The sequence below is a fragment of the Ralstonia insidiosa genome (genome assembly GCF_008801405.1).
Lineage (GTDB): Bacteria > Pseudomonadota > Gammaproteobacteria > Burkholderiales > Burkholderiaceae > Ralstonia > Ralstonia insidiosa.
In genome coordinates, this window is record NZ_VZPV01000001.1 from 439,100 (window position 1) to 462,328 (window position 23,229).

At 66.0% G+C, this 23,229-nt stretch carries 16 protein-coding genes and 1 riboswitch; of the genes, 7 read left to right on the forward strand and 9 right to left on the reverse strand.

What is annotated here, in order from left to right:
• Positions 1-21: 21 nt before the first annotated feature.
• The 3 genes from F7R11_RS02160 to F7R11_RS02170 form a co-directional block, all read right to left on the reverse strand.
• A complete protein-coding gene (locus F7R11_RS02160) occupies positions 22-927 on the reverse strand; it encodes an amino acid ABC transporter substrate-binding protein (protein ID WP_064805959.1) in 906 nt (301 codons plus the stop codon).
• A gap of 257 nt (positions 928-1,184) precedes the next feature.
• Positions 1,185-2,081: an amino acid ABC transporter substrate-binding protein gene (locus F7R11_RS02165; protein WP_064805961.1), complete on the reverse strand. Its 897-nt coding sequence runs from the start codon at positions 2,079-2,081 to the stop codon at positions 1,185-1,187.
• Positions 2,082-2,198: 117 nt separating this feature from the next.
• Complete coding sequence (locus tag F7R11_RS02170; protein WP_064805963.1) at positions 2,199-3,860, reverse strand: acyl-CoA dehydrogenase family protein; 1,662 nt, start codon at positions 3,858-3,860, stop codon at positions 2,199-2,201.
• Positions 3,861-4,529: 669 nt separating this feature from the next.
• Between F7R11_RS02170 and F7R11_RS02175 the strand changes: the two genes are divergently transcribed.
• Entirely contained in the window at positions 4,530-10,124 is a 5,595-nt protein-coding gene (locus F7R11_RS02175) for a putative Ig domain-containing protein (RefSeq protein WP_231973129.1), read from the forward strand.
• A gap of 109 nt (positions 10,125-10,233) precedes the next feature.
• Here F7R11_RS02175 and F7R11_RS02180 read toward each other — a convergent pair whose 3' ends face one another.
• Positions 10,234-11,382 (reverse strand): NAD(P)H-dependent flavin oxidoreductase, encoded by a 1,149-nt coding sequence (locus tag F7R11_RS02180; RefSeq protein WP_064805968.1) that lies wholly within the window; start codon positions 11,380-11,382, stop codon positions 10,234-10,236.
• 238 nt (positions 11,383-11,620) lie between these two features.
• Positions 11,621-11,722: riboswitch (TPP riboswitch) on the forward strand.
• Between the two features lie 93 nt (positions 11,723-11,815).
• Between F7R11_RS02180 and thiC the strand changes: the two genes are divergently transcribed.
• From thiC to F7R11_RS02210, 6 genes are all read left to right on the forward strand, one after another.
• Positions 11,816-13,711 carry a phosphomethylpyrimidine synthase ThiC gene (gene thiC / locus F7R11_RS02185; protein ID WP_021197003.1) on the forward strand — a complete coding sequence of 632 codons (1,896 nt, stop codon included), beginning with the start codon at positions 11,816-11,818 and terminating at the stop codon, positions 13,709-13,711.
• Positions 13,712-13,735: 24 nt separating this feature from the next.
• Positions 13,736-14,872, forward strand: a complete 1,137-nt coding sequence (locus F7R11_RS02190) for an FAD-dependent oxidoreductase (RefSeq protein ID WP_064805969.1) — start codon at positions 13,736-13,738, stop codon at positions 14,870-14,872.
• A complete protein-coding gene (gene thiS, locus F7R11_RS02195; protein ID WP_021197001.1) occupies positions 14,869-15,084 on the forward strand; it encodes a sulfur carrier protein ThiS in 216 nt (71 codons plus the stop codon). The genes F7R11_RS02190 and thiS overlap by 4 nt, the downstream gene beginning before the upstream one ends.
• Positions 15,085-15,093: 9 nt before the next feature.
• Complete coding sequence (locus tag F7R11_RS02200) at positions 15,094-15,930, forward strand: thiazole synthase (RefSeq protein WP_064805970.1); 837 nt, start codon at positions 15,094-15,096, stop codon at positions 15,928-15,930.
• Positions 15,927-17,081 (forward strand): thiamine phosphate synthase, encoded by a 1,155-nt coding sequence (locus F7R11_RS02205; protein WP_064805971.1) that lies wholly within the window; start codon positions 15,927-15,929, stop codon positions 17,079-17,081. Before F7R11_RS02200 ends, F7R11_RS02205 begins: the two co-directional genes overlap by 4 nt.
• Positions 17,082-17,205: 124 nt before the next feature.
• Positions 17,206-17,685, forward strand: coding sequence for a VOC family protein (locus tag F7R11_RS02210; protein WP_064805972.1), 480 nt, complete (start codon positions 17,206-17,208; stop codon positions 17,683-17,685).
• Between the two features lie 66 nt (positions 17,686-17,751).
• On the opposite strand, the gene F7R11_RS02215 is transcribed toward F7R11_RS02210, so the two are convergent.
• From F7R11_RS02215 to F7R11_RS02235, 5 genes are all read right to left on the reverse strand, one after another.
• Complete coding sequence (locus tag F7R11_RS02215; RefSeq protein ID WP_064805973.1) at positions 17,752-18,105, reverse strand: DUF4369 domain-containing protein; 354 nt, start codon at positions 18,103-18,105, stop codon at positions 17,752-17,754.
• A 15-nt stretch (positions 18,106-18,120) separates the two neighbouring features.
• On the reverse strand, positions 18,121-19,032 hold the full coding sequence (gene thiD, locus F7R11_RS02220; protein ID WP_064805974.1) for a bifunctional hydroxymethylpyrimidine kinase/phosphomethylpyrimidine kinase: 912 nt from the start codon (positions 19,030-19,032) through the stop codon (positions 18,121-18,123).
• Between the two features lie 392 nt (positions 19,033-19,424).
• Positions 19,425-20,129 (reverse strand): hypothetical protein, encoded by a 705-nt coding sequence (locus F7R11_RS02225; protein ID WP_021196995.1) that lies wholly within the window; start codon positions 20,127-20,129, stop codon positions 19,425-19,427.
• Positions 20,130-20,210: 81 nt separating this feature from the next.
• Complete coding sequence (locus F7R11_RS02230; protein ID WP_021196994.1) at positions 20,211-21,605, reverse strand: alkaline phosphatase; 1,395 nt, start codon at positions 21,603-21,605, stop codon at positions 20,211-20,213.
• 17 nt (positions 21,606-21,622) lie between these two features.
• A complete protein-coding gene (locus F7R11_RS02235) occupies positions 21,623-23,089 on the reverse strand; it encodes an alkaline phosphatase (RefSeq protein ID WP_064805975.1) in 1,467 nt (488 codons plus the stop codon).
• Between the last annotated feature and the right edge of the window lie 140 nt (positions 23,090-23,229).

The window sequence follows — 23,229 nt, forward strand, 5'->3', positions numbered from 1 at the left end:
CAACATCCATCCCCGCTCGGATCAGTTACCAGCACTATCCGTCGGCGTATTGAACGAGTCCCGCAGCAAATAGCTCATCGGCACTTCCAAATTCACGCCATTCGGCGGAATCGGCTGCTGAAACCACTTCTTGTAAAGCTTCGGCACCTCACCATCCACGATCAGCCGCGTCATCGACTGGTCGATCATCTTCTTGAACTCCGGATCCTGCTTGCTGAGCATGATCGCGTACGACGACACCAGCTGCGTCTTGCCAGCCACCGCAAAGTCCGCCGGGTTCTTCGACGTAGCACGCATGCCCGAGAGCAGGATGTCATCCCCCGCAAACGCATTGGCACGGCCATCCGCCAGCATGGCGAACGCGCTGCGCAGATCGTTGGCATCCACCACGCGCACCGTCATGCCGCTCTCGTTGAGCTTGCGTGCCAGTTCAGCATTGGTCGACCCACGCGCCGCCACCACCGTCTTGCCGTTCAGGTCTTCCCACTGCTGGATGCCCGAATTCGCCTTGACCAGCATGCGGCCCTTGGTGATGTAGTGCGGAATGGTGAAGGCCACCTTCTCGCGGCGATCCGGCGAGTTGTTGGTCGAGCCGCATTCCATGTCGGCCTTGCCCGAGGCGATCACGTCCATACGGGTGGCGGCCGTCACCGGCACGTACTGCACCTTCAGGTCCGGGCGCTTGAGCGAGGTGCGCAGCGAATCGATCAGCCGTGAGCAGATGTCGATCGTGTAGCCGACCGGCTTGCTGCCGTCGAGGTACGAGAACGGGATGGAGTCTTCACGGTAGGCCACGTGCACCGTGCCGGAATCGCGGATGCGATCGAGCGTCGGGGTAGCGGCCATTGCGTTGGAAGCAGAAACAGCAAAGAACGCCGCAGGAACGGCAAGCGCGGCCAGCAGCCACGTGCGCGCAGGGAACAGCATCGTCAAAGGTCCTAGGAGAGGGTTAGGGCTATCTGGGCACGGCTGACCGTGTCGCTGCCCTGTCGACGCGGCCATCTGAGCAATCGTTTGCTGGGCGGGGCCCGGCTCGATTGCGCAGAACTGGCTTGCGCGCCGCCACTCCCCCGGGGAATGCCAAAACGTGAAGCAATGTCACGCGCCGCCATGGGCGCGCATTATGGCCTGATTGCGGGTATACCCTCAAGCACCTTCGCGGTGCATGGATTCCGGGTGTTGCGTCAGTCCGCCACCTTGTCGGTCGGGAACTTGAACGAGTCGCGCAGCAGGAAGCTCATCGGAATCTCCAGCTTGACGCCGTTGGGCGGAATGGGCTGCTGGAACCACTTCTTGTAGAGCTTCTCGGCCTCGCCATCGAGGATCGTGCGTGACATTGCCAGGTCGATCACCTTCTTGAACTCGGTATCGTCTTTGCTCAGCATGATCGCGTACGGCGCCACCGCCAGGTTGCTGCCGACCACCACGTAGTCCGCCGGGTTGGGCGAGGTGGCCCGAAAGCCAAAGAGCAGCACGTCGTCCATCGCAAAGGCGTCAGCCTTGCCGGCGGCCACCATGCCGAAGGCCTCGGCGTGGTCCTTGGCCTCGATCACGTTGACCTTGAGCACACGCGCATCGGCCATCGCCTTGATCTGCCCGCCGTTGGTGCTGCCGCGTGTGGACACCACCGTCTTGTTGTTGAGGTCTTCCCAGCGGTGGATGCCCGAGCTGGTCTTCACCAGCATGCGGCTGCTGGCAATGTAATGCGGGATAGTGAACGCTACCTTTTCACGCCGCTCACGCGTGTTGTTGGTGGAGCCGCATTCCAGGTCCGCCCTGCCCTCGGTGATGGCGGCGATGCGCGTGGCGGGTGTCACGGCCACGTATTCCACCTTCAGCACCTTCAGGTCGGGTCGCTTGACCGCCACCTTGATCGCGTCGACCAGCCGCGCACACAGGTCGATCGAATACCCCATCGGCTTGCCGCCGTCGAGATAGGAAAACGGTACGGAGTTCTCCCGATACGCCAGCCGGACAATGCCGGTGTCGCGGATGCGGTCAAGCACGGGGGATGCAGCCAACGCCTGGAATGCGCACAACGCCAGGCCGGCCGCGAGCAAGGCGCGGGTCGGGTGCGGCACGTGGGATGTCTCCTGTTTGTTTGTTCTTTTTGTGCCGGGCGTGGGCGCACGGCCCACCTACCCTAGGCGATGCAGACTTTCATCGTGCTTTCACGCGGTTTGTGCTTCACGGATTCTTCACACGGGCCACGCGCGTTGCAGCACGGCGCCCAGTTCCTGCGCGTGCCCATCGAGCGTGCCGAACACCCGGCCATGCTGATGGTGGAAGCGGCTGGCGATGAAGCGCTCGGCGTCCTCCGGGTGGGCGTGAGACAGCATCAGCGCAGCTTGCGCCGTGAGTGCCAACCCCTGCGCGATGCGGCGTGCGGAGGTCTCCTGGATGTCGCCCGGCTGATGCAGCATCGCCTGCAGCGCGGCCAGTTCGGCGCGCACGGCACGGTGCCCCTGCGCGCGCTCGCCAATGTCCTGCAGCAGGCGCAGCGCATCGTCCGGCGTGCGGGCGATGGCGCGCAGCACGTCCAGGCACATCACGTTGCCCGAGCCTTCCCAGATGGAGTTGACCGGTGCCTCGCGGTAAAGGCGCGCCATCGGGCCCTCTTCCACGTAGCCGTTGCCGCCCCAGACTTCCATCGCCTCGCCCGTGGCTTCGATGGCGCGTTTGCAGACCCAGAACTTGGCGGCGGGTGTGACGATGCGTTTCCAGGCGGCGGCCAACGGGTCGGCCTCCGCACGCTCGAAGGCGCTGCCGAGTTCCATCATGAGCAGGGTCGCAGCTTGTGACTCGAGCGCAAGGTCGGCCAGCACGTTGCGCATGAGCGGCTGATCGGCCAGCAAGCGGCCGAACGCCATGCGGTGCCGCGCGTGGTGCAGCGCCTGCATCAGCGCATGGCGCAGGATGCCTGCGCTGCCGATCACGCAGTCAAGCCGCGTGTGTGTCGCCATCTCGATGATGGTCGGAATGCCGCGCCCTTCCTCGCCAATGAGGATGCCCTCCGCGCCGCGGAATTCCACCTCGCTGCTGGCGTTGGAGCGGTTGCCGAGCTTGTCTTTCAGGCGCTGGATCTGGATGGGGTTCTTGCTGCCGTCATCGCGAAAGCGCGGCACGAAGAAGCACGACAGCGGGCCGTCTTCCGCGCCCATGCGCGCGACCACCAGGTGCGCATCGCACATCGGTGCGGAGAAGAACCACTTGTGCCCGGTGATGGCGTAGGTGGCGCCGCGTCCCTCGCCGCGCAAAGGCGTGGCCACCGTGGTGTTGCTGCGCACATCCGATCCGCCTTGTTTTTCGGTCATGCCCATGCCGATGAGGATGGCTGTCTTCTGGCGCCACGGCAGGTCGCGTGCGTCGTGTTCGCGGGCGAAGAGGCGCGGGGCGAGATCGGCAAACAGCGCGGTCTCTTTCTGCAGCACGGGGATGCTGGCGAACGTCATCGTCGCCGGGCATAGCGTGCCGGATTCGATCTGCGCCTGCATGTAGTAGCCCGCTGTGCGCGCGGCCCATGCGCCGGGGCGCGGGTTGGCAAACGGCAGGGCTTGCAGGCCCTGGCTGCGCATCAGGCCGAGCAGCGCGTGCCACGCGGGGTCGAAGCGGATGCTGTCGATGCGCTCGCCGGTGCGGCTGTGGGTGTGGAGTTCGGGGTGGTACTGGTTGGCTTCGGTGGCCCACCGCAGGGTCTCGGGGGCGCCGAGCTGGTCACCGAAGGCTTGCAGCGCGCTGGCGTTCCAGCCGCCACCCAGGCGTTCGAGTGCGCCTTGCAGCGTGGTGTCGGACGTGAAGGGATTGAAGCCGGTCAGGTCCGGGACCTGGTTGAAGACGCGGTGCGTGGCCTCGGTGGGCATTGGGGGGTCTCCTGGGGTGTCGCTGTCGGTTGTGGGTCCATGGTAGGCCTCTCGTGAAGCGATTGGAAACCGGCCCATCTCAGCCCTGCCCGCTCTTCACCGCTTACACGTGACTGCGCAATACACGTCGCCGCTGCCGTGTTGCGACGGGTTGACCCAAGCCCCCCGTTTGGTGCCGAAGGTCTGCTGAGGAATCGCATTCGCGTTGCAATATGTCGCATCGATTTACTCAGGAAATAAAAAATAATGGGGGATGGATATTTTTGCGAACAATGGTCCTGGCGTCTCAAGCGCTGGTCACGCTGTCTCAATATGCGCTGTTTCATGCGGTCATGACACCCTGAAAAGGTCATCGAAACCGCATAAATCATTGTCTGATAAGGGTTTTTGCGGGGCGCTTGTGTTGACTGGGTAAGTGGCTTTTTCTAGTATCGCGTCCGGAATGGATGTGCACGTGAAAATAAAAAGGCCGCATCGATTCACGGGGGATTTTTAACGGGTCATTCACAGCGAACAACGATTGTGTCGTGGTGTATTACACAATGGGTTGTCGGTGTTGAATTCCGCATGCCTTTCCCCTGCAACGGGGGAGCCTGATGGCAATCAGGTCTGAGTTTCCCCGAACGCAAAAGAAATCAGCCCGCAACACAGCGGGCGAACGAGGGAGTCATGCGCGTGCTGACACAACACAGCCCGTTGGGCCGGCGTGGGGATGCCAGGTGGTCGATCTTCTGGCGCCTGGGCATGACGGCGCCGGTGTGGGGAGGGAGCCGTACCGTGTCCCCGTGGCTTGCGCGAGCGCATCGCCGCACGGGGTGGAGATGGCTGCGCGCGCTGATGGTGATGCTCGTACTGTGGGCGCCCGCCTCCGCGGCTTGGGCGATCTGCAACATCAACTGGAACATCCAGGACTCGGAAAAGCAGGGGAACGGCGTGTACAGGCGGGAACTGACGTCCGCCGAATACGCCGCGTGCGATCCGAACGCGTCCAACGGCATCTTTTCCAACTCCCAGGGCGATACCTTTCCGGTGACTGCGCTGGATGGTTCGTCGCTGTTCGTCGACGTGCGTGCCCTTGATCACGAATATCTGGTGTTCACGCCCGCGGCCGGCAACAAGGGGCCATGGACGTTCACCCTCTACGGGTGCTCGAGCGGCAACTCTTGCTACCCCTATAACAGCTTCGTGCTCGTCAACGTTACGACGCCCCCACCACCCACCGTGACGGCCGTAAGCCCGAGCGCCGGACCGCTTGCCGGCGGGATTCCCATCACCATCACCGGTACCGGTTTCACCGGCGCCACCGTGGTCTTTTTCGGTGCCAAGAGCGCTCCGAGCTTCAATATCGACAGCGCCACACAAATCACGGCGGTGGCGCCGTCCGGCAACAACGTTGTCGACGTGGCGGTCGGGACGCCCGTTGGCACCAGCAGCATCAGCGCGGCGGACCGGTTTACCTACACGGCGGCACCGATGGCCGGCCCGACCAGCACCACCGTGGCACACGGCAGCACCAACAACACCGTTCCACTGAGCGTCATGGGTGTGCCGACCAGTTCGACCGTCTCCACGCAGGCCACCCACGGCACGGCCACCGCTTCGGGCTTGAACATTACTTACACGCCCAACGCGTCGTATTCGGGCACCGATACGTTTGCCTACACGGTCACCAATGCGGGCGGCACGTCCGCGCCGGCCACCGTCACAGTCACCGTGTCGAGTGCAACGGTCACCTATGCGCCATCGTCGCCGGCAGCCGGCACGGTGGGCACGTCCTATCTCCAGACGCTGGCCCCGGCGGCCAGTGGCGGCACGGGGCCGTATACCTATGCGATGGCCACGGGGGCGCTCCCCGCCGGCCTGACGTTGAACAGCAACGGCACGCTGTCGGGCACGCCCACGGCGGCCGGCACGTTCAACTTCACGGTCGCAGCCACGGACAGCAGCACCGGCACCGGTCCGTTCTCGGCCACGAGCGGCCCGCTCACGCTGACCATCAATGCGCCGACGATCAGCGTGTCGCCCGCGTTGCTCAGCAACGCGACGGTTGCTTCTGCCTACAGTCAGAGCCTGTCGGCCAGCGGTGGCACCTCGCCGTACACCTTTACTGTCTCGACGGGCAGTTTGCCGGCGGGCGTGACGCTGTCGTCCAATGGCACGCTGTCAGGCACGCCCACGGCGGGCGGCACGTTCAACTTCACCGTGACAGCCCAGGACAGCTCAACCGGCATCGGCCCCTATACGGGCAGCAGGGCGTATTCGCTGAACGTTGCTACGCCCACGCTGTCGATTGCGCCGACCTCGGGCGCGCTGAGCGCCACGGCTGGCCAGGCCTACAGCCGCACCTTCACTGCCGGCGGTGGTACAGCGCCGTATGGCTACACCATCAGCGCATTGCCGCCCGGGCTGTCGTTCAACACCGCCACGGGCGTGCTGTCCGGCACGCCCACTGCCCTGGGTGCGACGACTTTTACGGTGACTGCCACCGACAGCTCGACGGGGACCGGGCCGTTCAGTATGTCCGGCACGTATACGTTGACCACCGTTGCGCCCACCATCGTGGTGTCGCCGGCCACGCTGCCCAATCCGGTGGTTGCTACGGCTTACAGCCAAGCCATCACCGCCAGCGGCGGCGCCGGGCCGTACACGTATGCCATCACGGCGGGCAGTCTGCCGGCCGGCCTGACCCTGTCATCCGGCGGTACGTTGTCGGGCACGGCAACCGCGGGCGGCACGTTCAACTTCACGATCAAAGCGACGGACGCCAACGGTTTCTCGTCCTCCGGTGTGTACGCGATCGTTGTGGGCTCGCCTACGCTGTCGATCACGCCGTCGTCCGGCAGCCTGAACGCCACGCTCAGCCAAGCCTTCAGCCAGGTCTTCGCTGGCAGCGGTGGCACGGCGCCGTACCACTACGGCATCAGCATCAACACCGGCACGTTGCCAACCGGCCTGGCGTTCAACGCAGCCACCGGCACGCTGGCCGGTACGCCCACGACCGCAGGCACCGTCAACTTCACGATTACCGCCACCGACAGTTCGACGGGGGCCGGGCCGTTCAGCACGTCCGGCACGTATACGCTGACCGCCGTTGCGCCCACCATTTCGGTGTCGCCGGCCACGCTGCCCAGCCCGGCGATCGCCACGGCCTACAGCCAGTTGGTATCGGCCAGCGGCGGTACGGCGCCCTACGCCTACACGGTGACCACCGGCGTGCTGCCGGCCGGCTTGAGCCTGAACGGCAGTACCGGCGCCATCGCCGGCACGCCCATGGCGGGCGGCACGTTCAGCTTCACCGTCACGGCCACTGATGCCAACGGCTATTCCGGCACACGCAACCTGGGCCTGAGCATCGCCGCCACCGCAATCACTGTGAGCCCGGGCAGCCTGTCCGGTGCAACGGTCGGCACGGCCTACTCCCAGAGCGTGACGGCCAGCGGCGGCACGGCGCCCTATACGTACGCCATCACGGCCGGTGCGCTGCCGGCGGGCTTGATGCTCACGTCTACCGGCATGCTGTCGGGCACACCCACGGCCGGCGGCACCTTCAACTTCACCATCACCAGTACCGACAGCAGCACGGGCACCGGGCCGTACTCCGGCAACCATGCCTATACGTTGACGGTAGCGTCGCCCACGATGACGATCACGCCCGCCTCCGGCGCGCTCAACGGCGTGGCAGGCACGGCCTATAACCGCAACTTCAGTGCGAACGGCGGCGTTGGCCCCTACACCTACGTGATGGCGGTCTCCTCCGGCACGATGCCCGCGGGCCTGACCTGGAATGCCAGTACGGCCACGCTGTCGGGCACGCCCACCACGGCCGGCACGGTCAACTTTACGGTGACCGCCACCGACCGCAGCACCGGCAGCGGCCCGTATGTTGTGACGGGCACGTATGCGCTGACGGTGTCGGCACCGACCATCTCGGTGTCGCCGGCCACCTTGCCGTCCCCCGCGATTGCCACGGCCTACAGCCAGACCGTGAGTGCCAGCAGCGGTGCGGCGCCCTACACCTATACGGTGAGTGCCGGTGCACTGCCGGCGGGCCTGAACCTGAACGGCAGCACCGGTGCCATCACCGGCACGCCTACCGCGGGGGGTACGTTCAACTTCACCGTCACGGCCACCGACGCCAACAGCTTCACGGCCAGTCGCGCTTACAGCTTCAACATCGGCGCACCGACGGTGACGGTCAGCCCCGCCGCCATGACGGCCGCCCAGGTCACCACGACCTACAGCCAGACCTTCAGCGCCACGGGCGGCACCGCGCCATACACGTATGCGGTGTCCACCGGTACGCTGCCGGCGGGCCTGAGCCTGAACGCCAGCACCGGCGTGGTCTCGGGCACGCCCACCGCATTGGGCACCAACACTTTCACCGTGCAGGCCACCGACAGCAGCACCGGCACCGGTGCGCCGTATCGCGGCACACGCAGCTACGCGATCGTGGTGGGCCAGGTGATCGGCACCGCGCCGGCTGTGACAGTGACCACGCTGTCCAGCACGCCCGTCACCGTGCACGCGACGGCCAATGCGACAGGCGGGCCGTTCTCGTCCATCGCCATCGTCAGTGCGCCGCCCAGCGGCTCGGTGGTCATCAACGGTCTGGACATCGTCTATACGCCGGCGCTGACCACCTCGGGCGCGGTCAACTTCACCTACGCGCTGATCAACACGGCGGGCACGTCGGCGCCGATTCCGGTCACGGTCAACGTCAACGGGGTGCCGGTTGCGGCGCCGCAGAAGCAAGCCACCACGGCATCTGGCCAGGCGGTGAGCGTGGACCTGACCGAAGGCGCCACGGGCGGCCCGTTCACGGGGGCGACGCTGGTGTCGGTGGTGCCGTCCAACGCGGGCACGGCCAGCATCGTGCAGAAGGCGGTGCAGGCCCCGGCCGGTGTGAAGACCCCGGCCGCCGCCACATCGACCTACCTGCTGAACTTCACGCCGTCGAGCACCTACAGCGGCCCGGCCGTGCTGACGTACACCCTGTCCAACGCGTACGCCACGTCCATGCCGGCCTCCTTGCAGGTGAGTGTGACGGCGCGTAAGGATCCGTCGGCCGATCCGGATGTGGCGGGCCTTATCAACGCGCAGGTCCAGGCGGCACGCCGTTTTGCCACCACGCAGATCGACAACTACAACCGCCGTCTCGAAGCGCTGCACGGCACCGGCCGCGCGCCGTCGGATAACGGTCTGACGGTGGCCCTGCCGGGTGTACGCGCAGCCGATGCGCAGGCGCGTTGCCAGGACGTAGCCGGCATTGCCGCGCGTGACGCCTGCCTGCGCGGTGACGGCCCGGGCCGCTCGCTCACACGCGGCAAGCGCGACCCCGACGCGACGGCCAACAAAGACGACCCGTCCAACGCCGACACCGGCCCCGACCTGCCGGGTGCCGATGCCGCAAGCACCGGTGCAGACAGCACCGACCCGCGCCTCGCGTTTTGGAGCGCCGGTACGCTCGACTTCGGCTTTGCCAACGCGGGGGCGCAGCGCTCGGGCTTCCGCTTTACCACCGGTGGGGTGACGGCGGGTGCGGACTACCGTGTGTCGGATCAGCTCTCGGTCGGTGCGGGCTTCGGCTACGGACGTGATTCCACCGACATCGGCAACGCCGGCACCAAGAGCACGGGTGACAGCTACAGCTTGGCGCTCTACGGCAGCTACCGTCCGCAGCCGTCGCTGTTCGTGGATGGCGTGGCAGGCATCGGCACGCTCAGCTTCGACTCGCGCCGCTGGGTGACGGACGCCAGCGATTTCGCCACCGGCAAGCGCAACGGCCGCCAGATGTTCGCGTCGGTCTCAGCCGGCTATGAACACCGTGATCGCACGTGGTTGATCTCGCCGTACGGCCGCCTGTCGGTGTCGCAATCGACGCTGGATCAGTTCAGCGAATCGGGGGCGGGCATCAACGCGCTGACGTACTTCGAGCAGACGGTGACGACGGTGTCGGGCACGCTGGGCCTGCGCGCGGAGTACGCGCAAAAGACCAAGTGGGGCACGTTCCTGCCGTTCGCTCGCGTGGAGTATCAGCACGACTTCAACGGGCAGAGCAATGCGGGGCTGGCGTATGCGGATCTGGCGTCGGCTGGCCCAGCGTACTACGTGCCGGGCACGCCGTTTGGTCGTGATCGCATGCAGATCGGGCTGGGTACGAAGTTCCGTACCGGGCCGCTCACGTTCGGTCTCGACTACAACGTGATGCTGGGGATGGGTGGTCTGCAGCAGGGGGTGCGGCTGACGTTTAGTGCGCCGTTCTGACGCGGTGTGTGTTTGGCAAAGAGCCAGCCTTCGGGCTGGTTTTTTGTTGGTGGTCCATCCCCTGTATCGGCCCCGGCAGGGGATGAAATAAGGGCTGAGCCGCACCGGTTCAACCCATCGCTGGCTTTTCCCCAGTCAGCAAGTAGTGCATCAACTCCCGCACCGGCCGGATCGCCTCCCCAAACGGCAGCTTGCCTGCGCCGCGGAAAAACAACCCCCGCTCCACATCCCCCCGTAGCGCCTGCGCCAGCTTCAGGTCAATGCAGAACTGCCCCACCTTGCCGATGCCATCCCGCAGCCCGCACGTCTGCAAACAATCGAACCCCTGCAGGCAATCCCGCACCTTGGCCTTGGCCTGCAAGGCGCTCTCACGCGACAGATAACGCGACAACCACGGCGTCATCACCGCACGTGCAGGCAACCCTGCCACGCTGACGAACTCGGCAATGTCGCCATCCTCCGCGCCCGTCAGCACACGCTTGAAGCGCGGGTGCGCATCGCCTTCCTCTGTCACCGCAAACGCCGTGCCGAGCTGCACCGCAGCCGCGCCCTTGTCGAGCCAATGCCGCACCTTCGCATGTGAATCGATGCCGCCGGCCAGGATGATCGGAATCTGCTCCGCCGCCAGCCCCAGCTTGACGAACAGCTCGCGGCATTCGTCCAGCACGCGCGCGAACGAGAACCGCTCGTCACGCAAGTCCTCGATGCGCGCCGCACCCAGATGCCCACCCGCATGCGAGGGATGTTCAATCACCACTGCATCCGGCAACCGTGCCTTCTTCATCCACCGCTTGACCACCACGCCCACGCCACGTGCGTCGGAAAGAATCGGAATGAGCGCCACCTTCGGGTGCTCCGCCGTCATCTCCGGCAGATCGAGCGGCAAGCCCGCGCCCATGACAATCGCATCCGCGCCGCTTTCACACGCCTGCCGCACCAGCGCCGCGTGCGATTCCACGGCCTTCATCACATTCACTGCGATCAGGCCGTTGCCTTGCGCACCCTCGCGCGCGGCCCGGATCTCCCGATCCAGTGCGACGAGGTTGGCCGCGTTGATGGCGTCCTTGTCATGCGATTTCTCAGTCGCAGCGACGAGATCCGCATGGTGATGCCGCAAGTCGATGCTGGCGATGGTGCCCACGCCGCCTTCGCGCGCTACGGCGCCGGCCAGCCGGTGCGCCGAAATACCCACCCCCATCCCGCCCTGCACGATGGGCACGAGGCTGCGCCCCGCGAGTGTGAACCGACGTTCCAGCATGACAACTCCCCTGCGGCTCAACCGCAACATAATGCGATGCAATAGAAAATGGGTTCGAGCGTCGCATAGGTGAAACGCGGCTGGATTGCGCCAGATCAAGGCAGGCGGTGTCCGTGCGGAAGGCAGCACATTTGCAGCGCGTTGCATGGGGGTTTGGACTGAAATGACTGGCTGACCGTCACCTGCCGGGTTTTCTTGCTGGCAACGTCGATCCGGCTGTGCTTAAATGCACCCTCGTTGGATGAAACAGGGGTGCCGTACGGATGGGCCGTGCGGCTGAGAGAGTCCCTTAGCACCCGATCCGGTTCGTACCGGCGTGGGAAGTTTCTTCAGAACACCGAGCCTCTGGCAACCCGATCTTTCGGGCCCCGCCTCTCCTCCCGGTTTCGTCCACAGCCTGCTCCACCAGGCCACAGAATCAAAGGACGAGACCATGCCCCAAGCCAAAAACGCCCCCGCCGCCTCATTCGACTCGCTGCAGTCCGAGCTCGACCAGAAGTTTGCCTACCCGGCCTCCAGCAAGACCTACATCGCCGGCAGCCGCCCGGACATCCGCGTGCCGATGCGTACCATCAAGCAGACCGCCACGCGCACCGACAAGGGCGAGATGCTGAACCCGCCGGTGCCGGTGTACGACACCTCGGGCCCGTACTCGGACCCGGACGTGCACATCGACCTGAAGGCCGGTCTGGCCCCGCTGCGCGCGAAGTGGATCGACGAGCGCGGTGATACGGAAATCCTCTCGGGGCTGTCGTCCGAATACGGCCGCACGCGTGCCAATGACCCGGCTACGGCTCACCTGCGCTTTGCACAGCTGACCAACCCGCGCCGCGCCAAGCCGGGCGCCAACGTGAGCCAGATGCACTACGCGCGCCGCGGCATCATCACGCCGGAAATGGAATATGTCGCGCTGCGTGAATCGCTGAACCTGCAAGCGCTGCAAGACAAGCCCGAGTACCGCCAACTGCTCAAGCAGCATCCGGGCTTCTCGTACGGCGCGAACCTGCCGCAGCGTCCGGAAGACATCACGCCGGAATTCGTGCGCGCAGAAATCGCCGCCGGCCGCGCGATCATCCCCGCCAACATCAACCACACGGAACTGGAGCCGATGGCCATCGGCCGCAACTTCCGCGTGAAGATCAACGGCAACCTCGGCAACTCGGCGGTCACGTCGTCGCTGGCCGAGGAAGTGGAAAAGATGGTGTGGGCAATCCGCTGGGGCGCCGACACGATCATGGACTTGTCCACCGGCAAGCACATTCACGAAACGCGCGAATGGATCCTGCGCAACTCGCCGGTGCCCATCGGCACGGTGCCCATCTACCAGGCGCTGGACAAGACCGGCGGCGTGGCCGAAGACCTGACGTGGGAGATGTTCCGCGACACGCTGATCGAGCAGGCCGAGCAAGGCGTTGACTACTTCACCATCCACGCCGGCGTGCTGCTGCGCTATGTGCCGCTGACGGCCGACCGCATCACGGGCATCGTCTCGCGCGGTGGCTCGATCATGGCCAAGTGGTGCCTCGCGCATCACAAGGAAAACTTCCTGTACACGCACTTCGACGAGATCTGCGAAATCATGAAGGCGTACGACGTGTCGTTCAGCCTGGGTGATGGTCTGCGTCCGGGTTGCATTGCCGACTCGAACGACGCTGCGCAATTCGGCGAGCTGCACACGCTGGGCGAGCTCACCAAGAAGGCGTGGGAGCACGACGTGCAGGTGATGATCGAAGGCCCGGGCCACGTGCCGCTGCAGCGCGTGCAGGCCAACATGGACGAAGAGCTGAAGCACTGCTTCGAAGCGCCGTTCTACACGCTGGGCCCGCTGGTGACGGACATCGCCCCCGGCTACGACCACATCACCAGCGGCATCGGCGCGGCCAACATTGGTTGGTACGGCACGGCCATGCTCTGCTACGTCACGCCCAAGGAGCACCTGGGCTTGCCGGACAAGGAAGACGTGCGCGAAGGCATCATCACCTACAAGATCGCTGCGCACGCGGCTGACCTGGCGAAGGGCTGGCCGGGCGCGCAGCTGCGTGACAACGCACTGTCCAAGGCGCGCTTTGAATTCCGCTGGGAAGACCAGTTCAACCTCGGCCTCGATCCGGAAAAGGCACGCGCCTTCCACGACGAAACGCTGCCGGCCGAGGGCGCCAAGATTGCGCACTTCTGCTCGATGTGCGGTCCGAAGTTCTGCTCGATGAAGATCACGCAGGAAGTGCGCGATTACGCGGCTTCGCTCGACGCCAACGCCACGGCCGCAACCCAGGGCATGGAAGAGAAGTCGATCGAGTTCCGCAAGACGGGCAGCAAGATCTACAGCTAACCCATAACCAACTGGACTGGCGCAATGCCAACGCCTTTCGACGTAACGATCCTCGGTGGCGGCCTCGCTGGCCGCCTGTGTGCTTGGCAATTGGTGCAAGCCGGTGTGCCGGCAGCGCGCATTGCCGTGGTGGAGCGCGGCGCGCGCGACGGCAGCAGTGCCGCTGCGTACGTAGCGGCAGCCATGCTGGCGCCGCTGGCCGAAGCCGCCGTGGCGGATCGTTTTGTCGTCGATCTGGGGTTGGCAAGCCTGGCGCTGTGGCGCGCGTGGCTGCCGAAGCTGCGTACGCCGGTGTTCTTCCAGGAAGCCGGCACGCTGGTCGTGTGGCACGCGGCGGACCGCGGTGAGGCATCGCTATTCGCCTCTCGCGTGCGCGCCGTTGCGCCGCCGGAACGTGTGGCCGCAGATCTGCGCGCGGTCGATGCTGCGGGCATCGGCACGCTGGAGCCGCTGCTCGCCCAACGCTTTACGCAAGGGCTGTATCTGGCGGGCGAAGGCCAGCTCGACAACCGCACCCTGCTGAATGCAATGGCGACCGAGCTGGAAGCCGTGGGCGTGCAACTGCGCTGGAACACGGACGTTGCGGATCCGCGCCCCGATGCCCTCGCGGCCAATGGCCTTGGCGCACGTCTCGTGCTCGATTGCCGTGGCCTCGGTGCCAAGCCCCAATGGCCGCGCCTGCGTGGTCTGCGCGGCGAGGTCGCGCGCATCCACGCACCCGATGTGTCGCTCACGCGGCCGGTGCGCATGCTGCATCCGCGCTATCCGCTGTACATCGCGCCCAAGCCGGGCAACGTCTACGTAATCGGCGCGACGGAAATCGAATCCGACGACATGTCGCCGGCCAGCGTGCGTTCCACGCTCGAGTTGCTGTCCGCTGCGTATGCCGTGCACCCCGCCTTTGGCGAGGCGCGCGTGCTGGAGCTGAACACGCAGTGCCGCCCGACCCTGCCCGACCACCGCCCGGCCATCCGTTGGGATGGCGCTGGCACGTTGTCGGTCAACGGCCTGTACCGGCACGGCTACATGATCGCGCCCGCCGTCACCCAAGCTGCGGTGGCCGTCGCGCGTGATCTGCTGGATGGCCGTGCCATCGATGCGCAAGACCGCGAATGGCCCGAGCTATTCGCCGCCGCATCGCCTGAACCTGTTTTGTCATGACGCTGAACGTCACCCTCAACGACCTGTCGCTCGCACTACCTGTTGGTAGCACGCTGGCCGACGCCATCGGTGCCGCCGCGCCGCAACTGCAGATTGCGCCGCCGTTTGCCGCCTCTGTGAATGGCGATTTCGTGCCCAAGGCGCGCCATGCGCAGCACGCGCTCAACACGGGCGATCGCATTGCACTCGTGCAGCCTGTTGTGGGCGGCTAGGAGTTCTTGATGACCACTACGAATCTTTCCGCGCTCGCCGGCCAAGCTGATCCGCTGCGCCTGTACGACGAGACCTTCGCCTCGCGCCTGCTGCTCGGCACGGCGCGTTACCCGTCGCCGCAATCGCTGGAAGACGCGGTGCGCGTGTCCAACCCGGCCATGCTGACGGTGGCGCTGCGCCGCCAGAGCGCTGGCTCGCCTGAGGGCGGCGCCGGCTTCTGGAAGATGCTGCGTGAACTCGGCGTGCCCGTGCTGCCGAACACCGCCGGCTGCTATTCCGCCGACGAGGCTTATACGCTGGCGCAGATGTCGCGCGAAGTGTTCGAGACCGACTGGATCAAGCTCGAAGTCATCGGCGACGACTACACGCTGCAGCCCGACACGCTCGCGCTGCCCGCCGCCGCCGAACGCCTGATCCGCGACGGCTTCAAGGTGCTGCCGTATTGCACTGAAGACCTCGTGCTGTGCCGCCGCCTGCTCGATGTCGGCTGCCAGGCGCTGATGCCGTGGGCGGCCCCCATCGGCACGGGCCGTGGCCCGACCAACCCGTACGGCCTGCGCCTGCTGCGCGAGCGCCTGCCCAACGTGCCGCTGATCGTCGATGCGGGCCTGGGTGTGCCGTCGCACGCCACGCAGGTGATGGAATGGGGCTACGACGCCGTGCTGCTCAACACCGCCGTCGCCCAAGCCGGTGATCCGGTGGCGATGGCACAGGCGTTTGCGATGGCCACGCAGGCCGGTCGGTTGGCACGTCTGTCGGGCCCGATGCCTGAGCGTGATGTTGCACAAGCCAGCACACCCGTTGTCGGTCTGCCTTTCTGGCACGCCGAAGAGAAAAGCGCATGAGCATGTCTGCCCTGCGTTCCTCCGCCGCGTGGCCGGAGGCGGCCGCCCTCGCTGCGCAGATCATCGATCGCCATACCGAAGCCTTCGGCCGCGCACCGCACGCCTGGAGTGTGACCGACCGCGTTGATGAAGCCACCAGCGCCACCACTGTTCTGCTGACCTCCGACGCCGCACACGCTGACCGTGCCAGCACCGCCGGTGCCGCCGTCGTATTGACCGCTACGGAAGGTGATCAACGCATCGACACCGTACACGACCGCCTCGGCACGTACCGCTTCACGTCGGTGGCGCAAGGCGATGCGCTCGACGCACGCTTCGTCGCCATCTTCGGTGCGGCACTCGCGCTGGCCTTCGAGCCGCGCGATGCGCTGTGCGTGGCCCGCGCGTGGATCGCTGAAGCCAACGCCGATGCGCTCGCCTGGCCCACGCGCTTCAACGCCCTGCCCCGCGTGCTCGAACCCGCGCTGCCGTGCCCGACCGCAGCAGACCTCGCCTTCGCGCCGTGCCCGACGCAACTCGGCATCTACGCCGTGGTGCCCGATGCGGACTGGGTGGCGCGCCTCGTCGCGCTCAAAGTGCCGACCGTGCAGCTGCGCTTCAAGTCGGATGACGCACAAGCCGTAGCTGACCAGGTGCGCCGCGCAGAAGCCGCCGCACGCGGTAGCGACACGCGCCTGTTCATCAACGACCACTGGCAAGTGGCGCTCGACGTGCATGCGAGCGTGCCCAACAGCGGCATCTACGGCATTCACCTCGGTCAGGAAGATATTGATGACGCAGACTTGGTCGCGATCCGCTCGGCGGGTTTGCGACTCGGCATCAGCACGCACGGCTTTGCCGAAATGCTGCGCGTCGCCCCGCTGAACCCGAGCTACCTCGCGCTGGGCGCCGTGTTTGCCACGCCCACCAAGACCATGCCGACCGTGCCGCAGGGTCTGGGCCGCTTGTTCGCCTATGCGGCGGCTATGCGCACACGCGTGCCGGCGCCCCCGCTGGTGGCCATCGGCGGTATCGATCTGGCAGCGATGCCGCGCGTTTTGGAATCCGGCGTGGGCTCGGTGGCGGTGGTGCGTGCCATTACCCAGGCAGCCGATGTGGCGGCCGCCGTCGACACGCTGCAAGCGACGTTCGCGGCGCACGTGCGCGCCTGAGCGTCGCGGGCTGCACGCGCTACGGGTTTCGACACGCAAGCGCCTTTGCGCTGACCTATCCTGTTCGTGCGCCGCTGTGGCTGCTGCCATGGCGGCTTCTCAACACACGCTGCAGGAGACAGACATGGCGGTCAAGCCCATTCCCGAGGGTTATCACAGCGTCACCCCGTACCTGAGCATCAAAGGCGCCGCACGCGCGCTCGATTTCTACAAGCAGGCCTTCGGTGCCACCGAACTGCTTCGCATGGATGGCCCCAACGGCACCATCGCGCACGCTGAAATCCGCATTGGCGACTCCCCCATCATGTTGTCGGACGAAGCCCCCAACATGGTTTGTGCCAGCCCCGACACGCTGCAGGCCACATCCGTCGGGCTGATGATCTACGTGCCCAACGTCGATGCCGTGTTTGCCAACGCGCTCAAGGCTGGCGGCACGGAAGTCCGCCCCGTGGTGGACCAGTTCTACGGCGACCGCTCCGGCACGCTCAAAGACCCGTTTGGTCACGTGTGGACCGTGTCCACCCACGTGGAAGACGTGGCGCCCGAAGAGATGAATCGGCGCATGGAAAAGTGGACGAAGGAACAGGCCGGCGCATCGGCTTGAGCCAACGTGCTCCAACGAAAAAGCGCGGACCGTGATCCGCGCTTTTTCTTGGTCGGCGTGGGTCGCCTAACGCGGCACGCAGGTCACCTGCACGTTGTTCACATCATTGGTGGCCGTGCCGCTGGCGTTGGTCACTGTGCAGTTGGCCGACGCCGGCTGCGTGCTGATCGTCACCAGATAGCTGCCGTTGAACGGCACCAGCCCACCAAACACGAACCTGCCATTTGCCGCGACGGTCAGGCTGTCGCGGCCGTTGTTGAGCAGCACGATCGACTGGCCGCCCGGCAACCCGCTCAGCGTGCCGCCAATCGAAAAGTTGCTGCCGAAGTCACTGACAAAGCTCGCGTTGCAGGCGGCCAGCAGCCCGTACAACGCGGCCACGGGAAGCATGCGGATCCGCTTGATCGGCACACGTGTCATGGCAGCTCCTTGGGATCAGTCTTCGTCGATGTCGACTTCGAGCGCGCGCGGTGCAGCCAGCGGACGCGGCGCAAAGCCGTGGTTGAGCGGGCCGGCCCCGCGCCCCAGTGCCAGGTGACGCCCCGCGCCGATGGCGTGCAGCAGGTAGTCGAGCGCAGCCTCGATGGCGGCTTCCAGCGCGTCGCCACGCGCGAGGTGCGCGGCAATGGCGGCAGACAACGTGCAACCCGTGCCGTGCGTGTGCGGCGTGTCGATGTAGGTGTGCGCGTAGACGCGCTCGGTGCCATCGGCGGTGACGAGCACGTCTTGCAGCACGCCGTCTTCACCGGCGGTCGCCACATCGGCCAGGTGCCCGCCCTTGAGCAGCACCGCACGCGGGCCCAGGGCCAGCAGATCGCGCGCGGCGGGCAGCATGTCGTCTGCGGTGCGGATTTCTCGACCGAGCAGCGCGCTGGCTTCCGGCAGGTTGGGTGTCACCACCAGCGCGCGCGGGAACAGCCATTTCGCCATGGCCTGCACGGTGGCATCGGTGCCGAGCTGCGCGCCGCTGGTGCTGACCATGACCGGATCGACGACGAGATTGGCGATCGGGTGGCGGTCCAGCGCCGAGAGGATGGCTTCCACCACCTGCGGTGTGCCCAGCATGCCGGTCTTGGCGGCGTCCACACCGATGTCGCCTGCCACGGCATCGATCTGCGCGGCCACGATGTCCGGTGTGAGCGATTCCACCGCCGTCACGCCCAGCGTGTTCTGCGCGGTGATGGCCGTGATGGCCGACATGCCGTAGCAGCCAAGCGCCGCAAACGTCTTCAGGTCGGCCTGGATACCTGCCCCGCCGCCGCTGTCCGAACCGGCGATGGTGAGCACGCGCGGCACGTGCGAGGCGGGAGCGGCAAACGCAGCGAGGGTCGGGTCGGTGATTGTCATGGCGGGGGACGTCTGCAAGCGGCGTTGGGGGTTGCTCGCACTATAGCGCCATCGCAGCCGGATCGGCGTGCGTGGTGCTGCGCACCATGACCGAGGCCCCAGCTGGTGGCGATGACGCTCCGGAAGCCGGAGTCGCGTCTCGGGGCGTCAGTGCCGGCTCTTGGAGAGTCAGCTGCGGGTCTCGGAGAGCCGCCAGTAGTTTCTAGAGAGTCGGCATCCGTTCCTAAGGAGCCAGCGCCGGTTTCCAGGGAGTCAGCATCAACTCTGAAGGCGCCAGTGCCGGTTGCCAGGGAGCCGGCATCAGTTCTCAACAAGCCAGCGCTGGTTTCCGGGGAGTCAGCACCGGCGCCTGGAGCGTCCGCGTCGGGACTTGCTGTCCGGCGCGGGGGCGTTCAATCCATCAGGTCGGTGTAATCGGCGGCGGCAAAGCGCTGGGCACGTACCCACGGTGCAGCGGCCGGGGCGGGCAGCGCCGTCACGCGCGTGAGCTTGCGCTGCGAGCCGCTGGCGTTGCGCGATTCGACGCGGCGCGGATACTGGCCGGCCACATCCCATTCCACCGTGACGGTGCGCTCGCCCTGGGTCGAGCGGTAGGTCTGCACGCCGTTGCGCACCGGGCCTTCGGCACGCATGCCCTTGAGCGCGGCCGGGTCGAGCAGGTGGTAGGCCGTGGCCCACGAACCGTCGAAGCCGATGTTGGAATACTCGGCGGGCAGCACGTTGTAGTTCTTCTGCTGCGACTCGCTGACCACGCGCACGGTCAGTGCGCCTTTGGCGTCGCGTTCGATCCAGCGCGGGGCGGTGTCGGTGTCGGCGTGCTTGTGGCCGGCGTGGGTGTTGGTGGCGTCGTGCTCGGCGTGGGCAGAGGCCGGCGGCAGTTCACGCGCGATCCACACGCGGTCGCCCTGGCGGTAGACGCGCTCGGCAAAGCGCATGTCGCGCTGGATGCCGTCGGTGCCGAGCGATGACAGTTGGTGTTCAACACGTAGCGCGGTCAGTGGCACGGATGCAGCCGGGCCGGCGGCCTGTGCGGTAGCGGCGAGCGCGCTGAGTACAGTGAGTGCGAACGAAAACAGAAGGCGGGCAGATCGGGTCATACGAATGCGAAGTCGAGAAAGCCAAAACGAAAAAAGCGCATGCCGATTGCCTCGGCATGCGCGTCAATGGAAACGCCAGGATCAGAGGCCCATGGCCGTCTTGACCACGCCGAACACTTTCGTGTTGTCCAGCGTGCCCTTCAGCGGTGCGCTGCCCGGACCAGAGGAGAACAGCATCACATCCCCGCCGCCGTGCGTTTCCGAACCAGGCGTGCCGAGCTGCACGCCCACTTCCTGCAAGTAGTCATCCGCCGTGGTGTCGACCCCGGCCACGTTGTCACGCGTGGCCTTGCGCGGCGTGCCGCCATTGCCGAACACCAGCGTGGTGTACGGCAGGCCATCGGCGGCCAGTTGCGGCTGACCGGTCTTGATGTCGTTCGACACACCCAGGATCGGGTTGCCCTTACGGGGGTAACCGTTGATCGTCATCGTGTGGTCGTGGTCGGCCGTGACGACGATCAGCGTGTTTTGCAGATCGGCAATCGACAGGGCGCGCTTGATCGCTTCGTCAAACGCACCGGCATCTTCCAGCGCGCGCTTGGCGTTGGTGCCATGCAGTGCGTGGTCGATACGGCCGCCTTCCACCATCAGGAAGTAGCCCTTGCCGTTCTTCTGCAGCACGCGGATGGCCTTCTCGGTCATGTCCGCCAGGCTGGGCTCGTCCACATTGTTCTTCTTGCGGTCCAGCTCGTAGTTCATGTGGTCGAGGTTGAACAGGCCGAGCAGCTTGGTGGTGCTGGCCGGGTCGACCGCCGCCAACTGCGTGCCGGTGCTCACGTACTTGTAGTTGGCTGCCGTGAACTGGCCGATCAGGTCGGTGGTGTCCGTGCGCTTGCTGCCGGTGGTGCCCTGCGGCAGGTAGTGGCGACGGCCACCGCCCAGCAGCACGTCCAGCCCGTCCTTCAGCGCGGCGTTGTACAGCGCGTTGGTCGGTGTGCCTTGCGCGGCGATCTGATTCTCGCCATCGCGGTGGCAGATATGCGAGTACGTGGCAGCCGGCGTGGCGTGCGTGACGCGCGTGGTGGTGACCGCGCCCACCGACTTGCCGGCGGCCTTGGCCAGTTCCAGCAGCGTGGTGGCGGGCGTGCCGTTGCCTGCGGGGCAGGTGCTGTCAGAGCCGGTCACATAGCCCTTGCCGGCGGGGTCGCTGGCCTTGGTGTCCTGCGACATGGAGATGACTTCGTTGTTCATCTTCACGCCGGTCATGTAAGCCGACATCGACGGGGCGCTGTCAGTGGTCTGCGCATCGTTGGAGTACGTCTTGATGCGCGCCGTGCGCTTGAGCGTTTCCATCGTGAGCTTGCCGCTCTCGCCCACCTTGTAGATGCGCGTGGCGGTGACGGTGGTCGGGCCCATGCCGTCGCCCAGGAAGAAGATCACGTTCTTGGCTTCACCAGCGGCGTGCGCTTGGGCACAGGCGCCGGCGGCCAGCGCCAACAGGCTCGCGCGAATGATGCGGTTCGATTGCTTGTTCATGATTTGCCCGCTCCCTCTTACAGACCCACGGCCTGCTTGATGAGGCCGAAGACCTCGGTGTTGTCCATCGTGCCGGTAAAGCGCTCGGCGCCCAGGCCGCGTGCGCCGATGAAGACATCGGTGCCGCCGTGCGTTTCGCCGCCCGGCGCGACTGGGATCACGGCTTCCTGGTGATAGGTCTTGTCGTACACAGCGGCGTCGGTCAGCGCGCCGCGCGTGGCCGGACGGTTCTCACCCGTGCCGAAGCCGATGATGGTGAACGGGTTGCCCGCCGTGTCGGTGGCGTTGTTGCCGTTCACGTAGCTCTTGAGCAGGCCCAGCACGCCGGGGTTGCTGTCGCTGGTCGGGCCGGTGCGCTTGGCATAGCCGTTGAGTACCAGCGTGTGGTCGTGGTCAGCCGTCACGACGATCAGCGTGTTCTTCAGGCCCGGGTCGATCGTGTTGAGCTTGTCGATCGCGCCGCGAATGGCCGAGTCGAACGCCACCGTGTCCTGCAGTGCCTTGCGGGCGGTGGTTTCGTGCAGTGCGTGGTCGATACGGCCGCCTTCCACCATCAGGAAGAAGCCCTTCTTCTTGGCGGCGAGCACGTCGATGGCCTTGTTGGTCATCTCGCCCAGGCTCGGCTCATCAGCCGGGTTGCGGTCCAGGTCGTACGACATGTGGCTGCTGGTGAACAGGCCCACGACCTTCTTGCTGCTGGCCGACAGCGCGTCGAACTGTGCACGCGTGCCGGCATAGCTGTAGCCGGCTTTCTGCAGGTCGACCGTGAGGTCGCGGCCGTCGGTGCGCACGCCGCCCTTGGTTTTGTCCGACAGGAAGTGCTTGCGGCCGCCGCCGAAGATCACGTCCACGCCGTCGCCCAGCGCAGCGTTGTAGCCTGCGCCGCCCGGCGTGAGTTGTGCGGCGATGGTGTTCTCACCGTCGCGGTGGCAGATGTGCGCGTACGTGGCGGCCGGCGTGGCGTGCGTGATGCGCGTGGTGGTGACCACGCCCGTGCCGTAGCCTGCGGCCTTCATCAGTTCGAGCAGCGTGGTGACGGGCTTGCCGTTGCCGCTCGGGCAGGTGCTGTCGGCACCCGACAGGTAGTCCTTGCCGCCCGCGTCATAGGCCATCGTGTCCGGCGACATGGAGATGACCTCGTTGTTCATCTTCACGCCGGTCATGTAGGCCGACATCGACGGCGCCGAGTCGGTCACCTGCGCGTTGTTCGAGAAGGTGCGCACGAAGCCGGTTTCCGGCAGCGTGTCCATGGTCAGCTCGCCGTCTTCGCCCACCTTGTAGATGCGCGCGGCGGTCATGGTGGTCAGGCCCATGCCGTCGCCCAGGAAGAACACGACGTTCTTGGTCGGTCCGGTGGACGGGGTGGTCGGCTTGCCATCAGGCTCGGCGCTGCCGGTGGTGGATGTGCCATCACTGCCGCATGCCGTCATGGCAATGGCGGCCGCCATGGCGGCGGCGTATTTCGTGAATTTATGGTTGTGCATCGTTGGCTCCCTGAACGATGCCCCGCACTCTGGTGCCCGCGTGTTGCAGGTCTGTGATGCGAGTGCGCCGCTTCCTAACCCGATCGCAAGGTTCAAATATGACAACGCATTGACACCGCCAGATGGAGCGGGCTATGGCC